The organism is Chitinophaga tropicalis, from assembly GCF_009758205.1.
GTDB lineage: Bacteria > Bacteroidota > Bacteroidia > Chitinophagales > Chitinophagaceae > Chitinophaga > Chitinophaga tropicalis.
The window spans coordinates 1-15,062 of sequence record NZ_WRXN01000022.1 but is presented as its reverse complement, the minus strand read 5'-3'; the positions used below and the strand labels follow the sequence as shown (position 1 = coordinate 15,062).

The window sequence follows — 15,062 nt, the reverse complement described above, 5'->3', positions numbered from 1 at the left end:
TCAAATTAATTGTGTTTCCTGATCTAAGAACATTTCCAGTACAAGCCGTTTTTTACTGTCTTCATCAAATTCATGTACGCAATAGTCCTTGCCTATATTCTCAATGATCATTTGACTGCAACCGCCGCCACAGATCGGCAATATTGAACATTCCAGGCAGGGCTTGTTGGTTAGTTTAGGTATCAGCCTTTTATTATGCTGTTCATTCCATATTATTTCTCCCTTTTCATTCAGTACGCCTTCCTTGTTCTTCTGGTTAAAGTCCCGGGCATTACATTTATATACATCGCCATTATAGTTTATTACGGCTTCATTTTTTTTATCAGCATAGCAGGAGCTTCTTACAGTGTCAGCCAGTACTGCGCTCCGGTGATGGATATGGTTCTTTTTTGCGTATTCTTTAAAAATGGCTACACTCTCTACGAGTTCCGGGGTACCGGGTTCCTGGAACACCTTTTGCATGGATAATGAGATCATTTTTTTCTCTTCCACTGTCAGATCAGCCAGATCGTCTATCACATCTTCAAGTCCTATGAGATTTTCTTTTGTAAAATTGATCCTTAGGGTGATCACAAACCCATTTCTTGCAAGAGCTTTTACATTAGCAATGATTTTGTCGTATGATCCCTTGCTTTTTGATACAAAACGTACCAGGTCATGTTTTTCCCTGTTTCCATCAAGGGTGATCTGAAACCCTCCCACATTATATCCTTTCAGCTCCTCTATAATTTCCTGGTCTATGAGCAGGCCATTTGAGGTAATTGAAATCAGCAGTTCTTTACCGTATTTGTCTGTAATGGCTTTTGCCTTTTTCATGAGTTCACTCATCTTATTATAGAACAAAAGCGGTTCTCCGCCAAAGAAGGATAAACTGAGCTTTTCCAGCTTTGGGTTCTGAGTAAAGATATTTTCCAGCAACAATTCAATCTTATCAATAACCTCATCGGTGATCTTTGATTTTTTTTCATGGTTTTCATAGCAATACCAGCAGCTGAAATTGCAATTCATGGTTGGATTGACAATCAGATGAAAATAGTTGTCCTGGTTATCGACAGAATCTATCAGGTTTCTTACATTTTGGAGTTCATCGGTATCGTTCTCCACTATAAATCCATATTCAACCAGTGCATCGAAAAACTCCTGATGGATCTCCTTTAATTCTTCCAGGGCTGCGGGTGTTTTCCCTGCAGAGACCAGCTCATAAAGGAAGCTATCAATCAGGAGGAATTTGTTCGTATACGAGTTATGGTAAACTATTTCTTCTCCATAAGGAACAGCTGTATTAAATCTGCTTAATTTCATATGATTAAGTTTAGAAGTCTTAGTTCAAAGAAGACCGGTCTTAGTTCTCCAAGACCGGCCTTAAAGGTTAGGATCATTTGCAGGCGCAGGCGCAAGCATGTCCAGATGCCACGTCAACGTTTACATTCACGGGGTCTTTAACAATTACAGTACTAGGGGCAAATGCAGAGAAACCGCCTTTTAGTTTACCTTGCTCATTTTGTTTCAGGGGAGTAACTTTTTTCTCCAGTCCTTTTAAATTGATTTTACCTTTCATTTTTTTGGGTTTTTAGAGATTATGCTTACTCTATTCAGGATTTTCAGCGGCCTCCTTGTTGCAACGTCTTTTACTTTATATAGTCAAAGTCTTTGTCTGGTTTCATTGTCAGATTTTATGGTCCTGGTATTAATCTTTTTCTTATTGTCAAAGGTGTACTGGATAGAAATGATGAAGCTCCTGGTTAATCTTTTCAGGCGGTAATAAGAAGTGAAATCTTTGTAGAAGGAAAGGTTCTCGTCTATTCTTGTATTGAAAATGTCGTTTGCCCTGAAACTCAGGATAATATTCTGTTTAAATGATTTTCTTATGGAAACATCTGTTTTATATTTAGGCTCTCCTGATAGGTTCTTGTTTTTATAGCGATGCTGATAGTTGTTAAATAATTCTACTGTCCAGGTTGGGACTGGGTTAAGCTGTATGTATATGTTGTTATAAAATGAGGTGCCGGATGTGCTGATACCCGCAATGTCTTTAAATGAATTGTAGAATATTCCTGTACTTACGCTGGCGTACAGCCATTTGGTAATGTCTCTGTTATAGTAGTAATCAATACCTGTTTCATAGAATTTGCCGAAGTTCTGTGGCTGGAAATAATTAACAAGTGCGCTGTCAGTATAATAGGCGCCCTGTATGGTATTAGTGGTTTTTCTGCCAAAAACTGAGATAGACTGATTGGGATAGTCCAGGCCCAGTTCTGCCATATCCATATACAAAGGCTGCAGATATGGATTTCCTGTAAGGTACAGGTAATCGTTCTGTTTCACGACGTAGGGATTCAGATCTGCAAAAGAAGGCCTTGTGATGCTTCTTTTATAAGAGGCTGAAAGGCTTCTGTCTTCCTTCAGGTCATATTTGTAATAAAGACTTGGGAAAAGCCTGGTATAGTTCTGTTTTACATTTTTTGAGTTGATTCTGTTCAGGCCTTTAATATCTGTATTTTCGACGCGCAACCCTGCTTTTACATAATGCTTGTTCCACTGCTTGCCGGCACTAAGGTATCCTGCAATAATGTTTTCCCGGTTGTCAAAATCCTGGCGTTGACCTTCATCAATTATCCAATGGTCGTCTTTAAGAAACTTTGGTGTCAGTTCATTATTCCGCTTAACGTTCCCATATTTTAATCCTGACTGAAGCTCTGTGTTACTCCCGATCTTCTGGATCCAGTCAGCCTGTAAAGTATAATAATCTGACAGGGCAGTTGTATTATAAGTATAGTAGCTGCTCCTTTCAGGATCATCCGGGTAGTTTGTTTCAACGTTGTTGGATGGGAGGCTTTTGTTTCTTCCTACATCGCCAATGAATTTCAGGGTACTTCCCTGCCCGTCAGTTTTATAGGTGTAATTGAGCGTAATGTACCAGAGGCGGTTCTTAAAAGCCGAAACAGAATGTATTTTACTGTTTACATCTGTTGAATTGTGCCTTGTCAGCTGCTGATTACCGTAGCCATCATAAACAGCTTTGTTATTATTGACATATCCTTCAATACCCAGTTCATTCCTTTTGTCAGGATATAAAAGGAGGCCTGTTCTCCAGCTCAGGTCATTATCATCCGCATCAAATTTTTCCAGATAGGTATTTTTAACTCCTGTATTGTAATTAAAAGCACTGGTGGATCTTCCCAGATCGCGGTTCCTGGAATAATTCAGATTTGAATACATTGTCCATTTCGCTGCGCTATAGTTCAGGCCCAGACTGCCATTATAAGTACCATATTCTTCTTTTCTGAACAGGTAGGAAGTTTTGGCTATTGCCCTGAAACCGTTGGGTATTTTCTTTGAAACGATGTTGATAACGCCTCCTGCTGAAGTGGCATCAAGTTCTGCTGATGCCATTTCCTGTATCTCAATACGTTTAATGTCTTCTGAGTTGAGGCTGGACAAATAGCTATTTAACTCAGCACCGGCCAGGCTGGTTTTTCTGCCGTTGATCAATACAGTAGCGGCCCTGTTATTCAGCATGATCCCCCCATCCGTACTGACATTCAGTTTTGGGCTTCGTTGCAGAACATCTATACCGTTAAAGCCTTTGGAAATGATGCTGTTTTCAACGTTAAAGTATAGTTTATCACCCACCCGCTCAATAACCTTTGCTTTCACTGTAATAGCCTGTAAATCTTTAGAAGTGCTGGCTGCAAACCTGATATCAATAGTGGTATCCCGGGTCAGAATGAAATTTAACTCATATTGCCTGTTGCCCAGATAACTGCTTACTAACCGGTAACTGCCTGGCCGGATGTTGGTCAGAGAATAATTGCCCGTACTATCTGAAAAAGATTTCAGGACATGAATACTATCTCTGCTCAACTCAATAGTTGCATATTCCACAATCTGGTAGGCGCTGTCTGTCACTCTACCTGAAATTTTGATTTGCCCAAATATGTTATTGCTGAACAACATGACTAGTTCAATTGCAATCAGTGCAATCAGTTTGCTCATCTTCTTTTATTATGATTATTGTTTGATGTAATGACCGGCAGGTACTTTGCAGCAAAGGAATGTATACAGGGACCAATAAAATTCCTGGAAACTTTCTTTGACAGATAAAAGTATTACCGCAAATGATCTAAGCCATTTGTTAAGAGGTATAGTCTACAATAGTGCTTCTAAAGTTTTAGTCTGAATGTAAAAGGAATAATGCTAGGGTAACATAGCCAATTCTTAGGGTTTGATACAATCGTCCGGTTCAGAAATGTTATAGTTAAATTGAGATTATACTTCCTCCATTGGGCATCTTCTTCAGTAAGATGAAGTTAGAAAAAAAATTCTTAGAGTAGAAAATTTTTTTTTCTATTCTAAAAAAAGAAACTTTAAAATAAAACCCAATGCAGGAATGCTGCACCTGATATATCCAAAGTCCTTTTTAAATGCAGCATTTCCTGTTATAGTCTAATTATAATTGCATTATGGGATACATAAGAGAATATTATGAACGGATCGTAAAACTGCAGGAATAGGAATGGAAATAGCCGGTATCGTTAAAGGATACCGGCTTTGCAGTAGTTATTGTTTCTGCCAGTTTACCAGTGGAGGCAGGTAATGTTTCATTTCCTGTATGTTATTATAAAACGGTTTTACAAGCTGGAAGAATCCCGTAAACTGTTCGCTTTTACGGAATTTCTGAAGATGATCTGCTTCTGAGGTCCAGTAGATGGTTACAATATAATGATCCGGTTCATCGCTCCCTTTGATGATATTGTAGCCTTTACAATAGGGAGATGCTTCCAGCAGCTTACCTGCTTCAATATAGGCCCTTTCAAAAGCATCATGATCTGATGAAGGAATGTTATACCTGATAATTTCAACGCTGTAGTTCGGGTTGTTTTCCATGTTTTGATTCTTAGTTTGAGCAAAGGATAACGTGGTCATAAACAGACCAGCAATGGTAAAGAAATGAGATAGTTTTTTCATACTTCAATTTGGAACATTTTGCTGGTCTGTACAATAACTTACTAAAAAGTAAGCCTGAAACAGAAAAGCCGGGGCCTGTAAAACCCCGGTTCTCATTATCTGATCAGTTACCGATCGATGTCTATTTCCCAAACTTATCTTCCAGCACCACAGTCCCATTCAGGCGTGTGAATTTCACAGCGTTAACAGCCCCTGCGCCTTTGAAGCGGTAGCTAACACCTACAATATCAGCTGCATCGGAGGCAAAGTTATGGCTATACGCCAGCTTACCATTTACCAATATCTGTAATTGTTTGTTGCGGGCTTCACAACATACTTTCACCCATTCACTCATGTCACAGCCAAAGCCGGCAAGATTACCATGTTGTGCTGTAAAGCCCGTGTCTATTGCCAGTAGGCTCATTTCTCCCACACAACCGGGAATGCCCACGGGAATAATGATGGCAGAACCATCACAGTGAATATAAATATCAGCACGCTGACAAACGGCGGCTCCCTGTTTGTAATCGTTCTTTAGTTCTGTTTCAAAAATGAAGTTGTCGTTTTTCAGTCCGTGGAAATCGCCGATATTATAGAAACGCACTTCCGGCGCCTGTGGCTGCATATGGATGTTCTTTTTTTCCATTAATGCTACTGGTATATGCAGCGCTCCATCCGTTATAAATTCTTCCTTTGAAAAATATGCCGGCACTGGTTCCTGATCTACAGCAGCCAGCCATCCACCGGAAGGAATGATAAGATTGTGCTCTTTTACGATCTTACTGCCAACTACCAGCTTAGCCTTGAAGAAACCGGGATAATAATAGATGGAAGTATAGGTATGGCCATTGGCGGGCACCCGTGAACGGCGGGAAGGGTCCCATGATTGCTGTATGAACACGGAATCACTCTTTGCAGCGGTAGCATCATAGTTAAAGATCACTGAATTGGGAATGCCGGCAGCCAGCGGCTGACTGGAAAAACTGAAACGGGCGCTGTCCGGTACGGGAGAGGACATGCCGGCAGTACTTGTTTTGCTATACATCCATCCAGCAGTAGCTGATATCAGCAGCAGGCCCGATACGATATACCAGCCGGTGTTACGCCTGCCTGCAGACTGAACGGCAGGATGATCGTTCTGTAGCGCCGTGCCGGCAACAGGTACCGCAAGCTGTTGTTGTTTGAAATCACGCCAATCTCTATAACCTGAAAATGCGGCGAGGGCATTTAAGGTGCTTAGAGAAGGAGAGCTCTCATACTTCACTTTTCCCCACACTCTTTTCAGGGTGCTTACACTAAGAACTACCTGCGTATGGTCATATATACGGGCGCTGAGCGCTTCGAAGTCCTGGTTCTGCCAGTCGTCAGCGCTTCCCCATCCAAGTTTTTCTTCAATGGTCCTACAACAATGTTGTAGTAATTCAATATTATCCATTATTGATAATCAATTAATTAATCGCTGAACAATCTTGAACAAACTTGCATGCGGGCTGAATAACTGTGTTCTTACAGAAGACTATAACTTTCCCGTCATACCCGGTCCAAAATAATGCTTTTCACAAATTTAAAAACCATTAACCGTATGCGTTTCAGTTTATTGATCTTACTGCTTCTCTCATTGACCGCAGGAGCGCAACCCATTATTCCCTTTGATTCTCCCCGCTGGAAGATAACGGGGAATGGATTTGTACAGGAAACCCACCTGGGCCGGCCCGCCTACCGACTGGCAAAGGGCGCTGCCCTGCTTGAAGATGTCAACTTTAAGAACGGGACCATTGAGTTTGATATCGCCCTTGCAAAGGAACGGTATTTTCCGGCTATTGAATTCCGGGTACAGGATGAATATAACTATGAACAATATTACCTGCGGCCCCATCAGTCGGGTAATCCGGATGCCATGCAGTATACCCCGGTATATAACAATTCTGCCGGGTGGCAGCTATATTACGGAGAGGGATATAATAACCCTGTTATACTGCCTTTTGACCGCTGGCTGCATGTTAAGCTGGTAGTATTGGGCAGTCAGGCGGAGGTGTATTTTGACCAGGATACTACCCCTGTGCTTTTTATCCGCCATCTGAGAAGAGATATTGCAGGTGGTAAGATAAAGTTGTCAAATATGGCTCCTTCGCCGGCCTGGTACAGCAATTTTACTTATACATCCACCGATGCTGTTACTATCAGAAGCAAGGCTGCTCCGGTTCCTCCGTTGCCTTCTACGGTGATCACCTCCTGGCAGGTTTCCAGTCCGTTCAATGAGAAACAGTTAACCAATAAATTCCATCTTTCTGCGGCAGATACTGCTAAGCTAAGCTGGAAACATTTAAATGCTGATGAACTGGGCGTCACAGACCTCGCTATGCTTTCGGGAGTGGATTCCAACAGTAATACTGTGTTTGTAAAGAGGATCATATATGCTGATAAGCCGGGCATCCAAAAGCTAAGCTTTGGTTTTTCTGACAGGGCGAAGGTATATCTCAATAACCGCCTGCAATATGCCGGAGAAGATGGTTTTATGTCCAGGGATTACCGGTTCCTGGGAACTATCGGCTACTTCGATGCTGTATACCTTGATCTGAAGAAAGGGCGTAATGAATTGTGGATAGCTGTTTCGGAAGACTTTGGAGGGTGGGGAATTAAAGCGAAGCTGGAATGAATAAGGGAGCCGTTAAGCTCCTTTATTCATTTTTATTTCAATGCTTAGTTCCGTGTCAGCGTTATTAAAACCCCAGAAATACCAACTTGTTGGTATTTATTTTTACTAATAGCAGCATTAATTTGCAATCAAATACCCCAAAATCATATAATCATATACCAGTTTACTGATCATCAACCCCATTATCGACCGAAAATATCGTCATATGAAAAAGAACAGCGCTCGCAATTTCTGTTTTGTAGCTAAGCATTTTATTATTGAGTTTCTTGCGGCATATACGCTGCTAATCATACTGCCTACCTGCGTATCTGGGCAAACTTTAAGTAATATAAACACATTGCAGAGCGCAAGAGAGAAGATAGCAGTAAAGGAAGTCAGGAAAATCATATCAGCAACCAATGTGCCAGATTCAGTTCGGGAAAATGCAAGGACGGACAGTTATGCACGGAAAAGGGAGATACAGCATTGGAAGGATGCTGCTAAATTTGCAAGAGAAAATACTGAAGACTTTGTTGAGTTGCTGGATTTTTACAGCAAACACATGAAGGCAAATGATCTGTCTGACCACTTTAATACACCTTCCACGAAAAGTATTTATTACGCTTCTCTTGCGGTGCAAAAGCCTGCAGTACTGGAAAGGTATTTCAGTGAGTATTCGTTTGACCCGGATGGAAAAGAAAGAAAAGAGGTTGAAGAAGAAATAGAGGTTATCAAATCATTTGTTCTAAAATCCTCCAAACCAACTGCCTCTTTTTTTGCCAGCGGTAATATAAGGAATGTTGCCACATCCAAGTCTACAGAACCATTGGCAGGAGGTACAGGCACTATAGGAATTTCATATTCAAGCAACCGGCATCTTTTTTCTGCCCAGGTGGCTGTGGCTGCTACGGAAGATACCATAAGATCAGGCTTTGGAGCTAATGTATTGAGTCCTGTTAATGGTAAAGCTTTAAAATCAGGATTACTTGAATGGTATCCACAAATCACGAAGAATATAAACAACTGGCTACACTTTTATGGTTCTTTCTCTTCCTCAGTATGGGATGTGGATACAACAAGTAGTGGATCACTGACAAAATCTGCCTCTGTAATAGGAGTCGGTGCATTTTTCCATCGAAGGCTTTTTGGGGGAGAACTGGGGGAAACTACGGTTGGGCTGGATGCAGAGTTTGGGGTATCAGGCAGATTTCTTGGTGGCGATGTCAGAAATCTGCTAAAAACTGAGATTGGAAAAACGAAATACCTGGAATCATTCCCTAGCAAGAGATGGGCATTTTTAGGTCTGGAGGGTGGTTTTACACTAAACTTTGGTCAACTGGTCGGTGCAGTACAAGCATACTACCTGTTTCCCAAAACGAGTGAGCCAATAGATGGATTATCCAAACTGCAAATATCCTTTGGAGTAAGCGTGCGTGGGGATATTATAAAAGACATACTCAACTGAACTTTTTTAGTTAATTAAAAGAGTTAATAATTCAAACAGGCCCTGTATATCATATATGCTTGATAAGCTCATGTTGCAAAAGGCCTTGGATATAAAGAATTTAAGTGAAATAGGAATGAGCAGGGGGCTTTATGCCCCTTGCTGTTATTTCTTCAAATGTGCATCCAGCCAATGATAGACTTCTTCTTTTACTTTAGGCGGGAAAGCATGCCGTCCGTTGTCTTCATCAAAGTAAATAGTATGTAAGTTACCGTCTGCATTCAAAGCCTTATAATATTTTCTGGCTGTTGAGTCCAGCCGCTGGGCGCCTTCTACATGTCTCTTACTATCCTGTTTTTCTGCATCGTTTTCATTGCCCCATTCATACAATCCTCTTGTCATTAAAAATGGCCTTGGAGCTATCATACCTACATAATCTGCGGTTTTACCTGTCAAGGCTAATCCTGGAATAGCAGCCATCGCATTTCTTTTGCGGATGGCATCTTCTGCATACCAGTCCATCAGTTCAAAGACGCCACACGATGAAGCGCCAACGCTGATCCGTTTATCTGCAAACATAAAGTAAGTAAGTATGTACCCGCCGGCAGAGTGTCCGATTGCGCCTATTTTCGATTTGTCGACATTAGGAACGGTGCATAAGACATCGGTTGTCAGTATCAGATCATATACTTCTTTACCTGCAAAGTTGCGGCCTGATAGTAGCAGCTGTCCAACCCAGTGTTGTTCTGCAATATCGGCCTGTTCAAAAACATCTGCCAGTGTATCGGGAGAGGGGATTCTGCGCCTTTCAGCATGTAAAAATCTGTCCGGGCATATAACTATATAACCTCTGTTGAACAGTTCAAGTCCGTAATGCTGATCAGCATCGCCTGTTATGCCTGCTGTTTCCGAATACCCTATGTAGTTGTGACTGCCATCCTGGTGAATAGCTACTATGGCTGGCAGTTTTTTGCTTTTAGCTGCATCAGGAATGAAAAGAAAAGCATAGATATAATCTTCCGGTGTATGAAAAGTTGTATTTGAATCTTCAGCTAAGTATTTAATTCTATATCGCCACCCATTACCAAGTTTTACCTTCTCCAATGTGTCTATATGAAGAGCAGGTTTTTGAGGCATTATTCCTAATGTGGCAAGTAATTTTTCCCTTCTCTGGGCAAAAGTACATGTCATGGAAAAGAGCAGTAAGAGCAGAAGCGACCAATCTTTTTTGTAAATCATAAGGAATAATAATTTTTATTGTTACAGCTGGCAGTAGTTTTTGAGTATAATAGCAGGAATATTTAGGAGTACTCCATTTTTATAAATGATTGATAATTAACCTTTGAATGGCAGATAGAAGTTAAGGAAAATCTTCCGGACCAAGAAAGTTCTAAAATCTTGTACGCAATACGGTAGCTTTAGATAGGCAGAAACTGTGTAAGTAACCCGGTGTTCGTAAAAAAATAGAAACTACAGCTGATAAAGATACTCTCGGAAGTTGCCTTTTGGAGTTTATCGGGATCACGATATACCAGAAAGAAGATGACCGAAGTTATAGTTCATTAACCAAACCCTCTTTAACCAAACATTATGAAACTATTAATGCCTATGAAATGGCTCAGGAAGTACGTACTTCTCTTCCTGGCCCAGACTTTAGTTTTGATCTCTGTACGGGCGTCGGGTAACGATCCCTCAGACCAGGCCGTTTTCTATACTGATATGAACTACGGAGGATCAGCTATTGCACTGTCTGCCGGTACTTATACCAGGGCGCAGATGATTGGCAATGGCCTTCCTGATGATGCAATTTCCTCTTTTACAATTCCAGCGGGTTACCAGGTCACATTTTTCTGGGATGATAATTTCACCGGCGCCAGTATTACCAGATCAGCGTCAGAAGCCTGGATTGGCCTTGAATGGAATGACAAGGTTACATCCCTTATTATTACAAAAGCAGCACCGGAAGAACAGGCAGTTTTTTATACTGATGCAACTTATGGAGGGAAGGCGGTCCCGCTTTCTCCCGGAAATTATACCCGGGCACAAATGATAGCTTATGGTATACCCGATGATGCTATTTCTTCATTCACAGTGCCATCCGGCTACCAGGTAACGGTATATTGGGATGATAATTTCTCAGGCAGCAGCCTGACAAGAACAGTATCCGAACCATGGATAGGTCCTGAATGGAATGATAAGGTCACATCCCTTATTATTGCGAAGGTCAACCCTTCATCATGGCTGGGTAACTGGATATGGACATCTGTTGCCGGACCTAACAATACATGGCTATCCCTGAGAAAGAAAGTAACGCTTTCCGCTAAGCCATCCCGCGCGCTGACCAGGATCGCAGCGGAGAATAAATACTGGCTGTATATCAATAAGCAGCTGGTTATAAAAGATGGTGGACTGGACGCCCGCCCTGATCTGTTAAATACTTATTACGATGAAGTAGATATTGCTCCTTATCTTACTGCCGGCGAAAATACTATCGCTGTGCTGGTCTGGCATAAAGGCGGAAATAACTCATATTCACAGCGCGTAACCGGGTACGGTGGATTGCTTTTTGAATCTTCCCTGGAAGGCAGCAGCCCCTCATCTATTGTTTCAGATGCATCCTGGAAAGCGAAAGTACACCCTTCATTTGGTCCGTCTACGCAGCTCATTATTGACAACAATGGTTATAAATGGCTGGCCTGGCCTGTTTATTACAATGCACAGGCTGAACCTGGCGCCTGGACGTCTGCAGCTTATGATGACAGTACCTGGCCAAATGCTGTCCAAAAAGGAGTGGCAGGAGTAGCGCCATGGAATCAGCTCCAGCACAGGACCATACCGATGTGGAAAGAATCTGATCTGAATAACTATACCAATGCAGGTTCATTCCCTGCTACGCTCAGCTCTAATCGTGTTATTACAGCAAGAGTAGGTACCAATATACAGGTGAGGCCCTATCTTAAACTGAATGCCCCGGCCGGCGTTAAGGTAAGGGTAGAAGTGAACCGGTATTACTGGCAGGAATATACCACAAAGGCGGGAGAACAGGAGTTTGAATGCTTTGCCTGGCAAAATTCCAGCGGGGATACAGTAAGCTATCAATTTTCAAATGTAACCGGCACAGTACAGGTACTGGCACTGAAGTATCGTGAAACCAGCTATAATACAACAAAACCTGGAACCTTTTCATCAAATGACCAGGGCCTTAATACATTATGGGGAAAGTCAAAAGCAACTTCCCAGGTATGTATGAGAGATATCTTTTACGATTGCCCTAACCGGGAAAGAGGGCAATGGTGGGGAGATGTATCCCAGCAGATCCTTTATTCAGCCTATATTTATGATACGTCTTCGAACCTTCTTGCCCGCAAAGGTTATCGTGAGTTGCTGCGCTCCCAGAAAAGCGACGGATCATTATATACTACTGCGCCCGGTACAGAGTTCCATTTGCCGGATCAGAACCTGGCAGCGGTGGCCCTGTTGTGGAAGTATTATACTTATACGGGAGACAGGGCTTTATTACAGGAGCTGTATCCTGCAATAAAGAAATTTGCTTCATACTGTGCCGGTTCTTCAAACAGCGATGGTATGCTTGTCTGGCAGAATGGTCCCTGGAACTGGGTTGACTGGGGAGATAACAAGGATGCTTCAACTATCGGCGCTGCCAATACTGTTTATAATGGTATTTATGCAGTGTTCCTTGAATCGGCTGCCAATATTGCCAATTTGCTGGGGTATGCAGCAGATAAAAGTTATTATGAACAACTGCTGAATAAGGTAAGAAGTAACTTTAATAATTACTTCTGGAACAGCAGTGCAAACGCGTATGTTTACCATCGTACAGCTGAGGGTGCGCAATCTCAGATCATAGACGACAGAAGTAACGCATGGGCGCTGCTTGCCGGTGTGGCCAATGATGCGCAGAAAGCAGGAATACTGAATGTTCTTAAAACGAAATACAATGCAAGTCCATACCAGGAAATGTACATAGAGCAGGCCCTGGTGCAGCTTGACCCTAAAGCGGGTATTAAAAGAATGAAGGACCGTTATGCAGCTATGATCGATAGCTGGTCATCTACATTATGGGAAGAGTTTCCTGCCAGTAATAGTAATAACCATGCCTGGTCTGCCGGACCACTGTATGTTCTCAGTGCTTTCGTGCTTGGAGTGCGTCCTTCGCTGCCGGGATATGAGGAGTTTTCCTTCCTGCCGCAACCGGGTGATCTCACTAATGTATCCGGCGTGATCCCTACCGTTAAAGGTAATATCAGCGCGACTTTCTTCTCCAATAGCTCCGGAGTGCTGCAAACCATCATATCTCCGTCCGGCACAACAGGTATTGTAGGTATTCCAAAGAGCGCCATAACCTGCGGACTGAAAGAGATCAAGGTGAATGGCACAGTTATCTGGAGGAATGGTGCGACAGTAACAGTGGTACCAGGGGTGACATTCTCAGCAGAAGATGCACAGTATGTCAGATTCAGCGTGTCTTCCGGTACATGGATATTTGAGGCAGGATGTGCAACCTCTGCTGCAAGGGCCAGCAGCAGTCTGACGGTAACTCCCAATCCATTTACGTCTGATGTTACTGTAAAGGCCGAGAGTATAAAAGATCAGTATGTTATAGTGGAAGTCTTTAACAGCAGTGGAGGAGTAGTCCTTCCTGCCAGAAGAGTGTTGAATGGGTCGAAGATCGGTCTTTCACATCTTCCTGCCGGTATTTATATTATTAGTACAATAGCTGGTAAGAAAACATATAGCAATAAAGTCCTGAAATACTGAAGAAATAAGGTGATTCAGAGAATAGTAGCTAAGACGAAAACAGAAATTAACAAAGGAGCCGCGAGGCTCCTTTGTTGTTATTCAGAGATCTTATCAATTTCAATCAGGACCTTGGCAAGTTCTGTCATGGTTATTAGAAAAGCTAAAATGTTTCCTCTAACTCACGGAACATATCAATAGTCTTAAGACACGAAATACCAAATGGCAGACAAGCATCGGGGATTTTTATTGACGAAATAAATATTCCTCAGCCATTTTAAGCTGCTTTTTGCGCAGACTATGTACTAATGCTAATAATCCAATCCCATAAATTAATCCTGCAATACTCAATTTATTGCTCTAACTTTAGCGAGGTTGCATTTGGCTTCTTCTGATTTAGTTTGAGGTCCTTTTTCTTCCTCATTCCTGTTTTTCAGTAGTAAGCATATTTAATTAAAATTATATTTGTGAATATTTTTGTAGGTAATATAAGTGACAGAACAACTGAAGATGAAATATGGTCTTTATTTGACCCATTTGGAGTTGTATATAGTATTAATGTGGCTTACGATAAGTACAGTGGACGTTCTAAAGGCTTTGCATTCGTTGAAATGCCAGACGATTCCAATGCAGTACTGGCAATTAAGGAATTGAATAATTCAGTAGTTGCTGGCCAGAAAATAGTAGTGTATGAGGCTCGTCCAAAACCTGAAAGACCAGAAAATAATCGTTTCTCCAGATCCGGCCCAGGCCCTGGATTTAGACCCAGATACTAATAGTTGGATGTTTTAAAACGTCGATTACCTTTATCTGTTAAGAGAAACAAGAACTGTTAGCAACTGCGTTCCGCCCATGAGGTGACGATGAAGATTTGTATCATCATGTTAGTTGTGTGAGTTCGGAAACTTTAGCCTTTACGAGTTCTTCGGTCAGCAAGAATAGTGCATTGTTTCTTAGCTGGATTCAATATTATTCCAGGACGCCACCTTATGAAATAATATGTCAATGGACCGGTAAGGAAAGTCCTGTTCCATGATTTTATAGGGGTATGCTTAATAAAAAAAGAGCCATCAGTTAAAACTGACGGCTCTTTTATTTAGCGGAGAAAGAGGGATTCGAACCCCCGGACCTGTTACAGTTATAATCATTTAATTGTAGATTCCGGAGTATGGTATCCCCCCATACCGGAACATGGTACCCCCTCATTCCGCTGATGGTAACCCCACCCTAATATTACTAGGATTGGAGTATATGAAGCTATAAATTTCACCCATCATT

General features: G+C 41.9%; 11 protein-coding genes. 4 read left to right on the top strand and 7 right to left on the bottom strand.

Annotated features, from left to right (window positions below):
- The 5 genes from GO493_RS28855 to GO493_RS28835 form a co-directional block, all read right to left on the bottom strand.
- On the bottom strand, nt 1-1,302 hold the full coding sequence (locus tag GO493_RS28855; RefSeq protein WP_157309716.1) for a radical SAM/SPASM domain-containing protein: 1,302 nt from the start codon (nt 1,300-1,302) through the stop codon (nt 1-3).
- 73 nt (nt 1,303-1,375) lie between these two features.
- Entirely contained in the window at nt 1,376-1,558 is a 183-nt protein-coding gene (locus GO493_RS28850; protein WP_157309715.1) for a hypothetical protein, read from the bottom strand.
- Between the two features lie 83 nt (nt 1,559-1,641).
- Nucleotides 1,642-3,996 carry a TonB-dependent receptor gene (locus tag GO493_RS28845; RefSeq protein ID WP_157309714.1) on the bottom strand — a complete coding sequence of 785 codons (2,355 nt, stop codon included), beginning with the start codon at nt 3,994-3,996 and terminating at the stop codon, nt 1,642-1,644.
- Nucleotides 3,997-4,560: 564 nt separating this feature from the next.
- Nucleotides 4,561-4,968: an antibiotic biosynthesis monooxygenase family protein gene (locus GO493_RS28840; protein WP_198315860.1), complete on the bottom strand. Its 408-nt coding sequence runs from the start codon at nt 4,966-4,968 to the stop codon at nt 4,561-4,563.
- 121 nt (nt 4,969-5,089) lie between these two features.
- Nucleotides 5,090-6,382 carry a hypothetical protein gene (locus GO493_RS28835; RefSeq protein WP_157309713.1) on the bottom strand — a complete coding sequence of 431 codons (1,293 nt, stop codon included), beginning with the start codon at nt 6,380-6,382 and terminating at the stop codon, nt 5,090-5,092.
- A 147-nt stretch (nt 6,383-6,529) separates the two neighbouring features.
- On the opposite strand from GO493_RS28835, the gene GO493_RS28830 reads away from it, so the two are divergent.
- Nucleotides 6,530-7,603, top strand: coding sequence for a hypothetical protein (locus GO493_RS28830; RefSeq protein ID WP_157309712.1), 1,074 nt, complete (start codon nt 6,530-6,532; stop codon nt 7,601-7,603).
- Nucleotides 7,604-7,808: 205 nt separating this feature from the next.
- Nucleotides 7,809-9,047 carry a hypothetical protein gene (locus GO493_RS28825; protein WP_157309711.1) on the top strand — a complete coding sequence of 413 codons (1,239 nt, stop codon included), beginning with the start codon at nt 7,809-7,811 and terminating at the stop codon, nt 9,045-9,047.
- Nucleotides 9,048-9,191: 144 nt separating this feature from the next.
- Here GO493_RS28825 and GO493_RS28820 read toward each other — a convergent pair whose 3' ends face one another.
- On the bottom strand, nt 9,192-10,265 hold the full coding sequence (locus GO493_RS28820) for an alpha/beta hydrolase family protein (protein ID WP_157309710.1): 1,074 nt from the start codon (nt 10,263-10,265) through the stop codon (nt 9,192-9,194).
- Between the two features lie 351 nt (nt 10,266-10,616).
- On the opposite strand from GO493_RS28820, the gene GO493_RS28815 reads away from it, so the two are divergent.
- On the top strand, nt 10,617-13,805 hold the full coding sequence (locus GO493_RS28815) for an alpha-L-rhamnosidase-related protein (RefSeq protein ID WP_157309709.1): 3,189 nt from the start codon (nt 10,617-10,619) through the stop codon (nt 13,803-13,805).
- 142 nt (nt 13,806-13,947) lie between these two features.
- Here the strand turns inward: GO493_RS28815 and GO493_RS31460 are convergent, their stop codons facing one another.
- Nucleotides 13,948-14,028 carry a hypothetical protein gene (locus GO493_RS31460; protein WP_394350752.1) on the bottom strand — a complete coding sequence of 27 codons (81 nt, stop codon included), beginning with the start codon at nt 14,026-14,028 and terminating at the stop codon, nt 13,948-13,950.
- A gap of 223 nt (nt 14,029-14,251) precedes the next feature.
- Here GO493_RS31460 and GO493_RS28805 point away from each other — a divergent pair, with 223 nt between their 5' ends.
- On the top strand, nt 14,252-14,560 hold the full coding sequence (locus GO493_RS28805) for an RNA recognition motif domain-containing protein (RefSeq protein WP_106604668.1): 309 nt from the start codon (nt 14,252-14,254) through the stop codon (nt 14,558-14,560).
- The last annotated feature ends 502 nt before the right edge of the window (nt 14,561-15,062 follow it).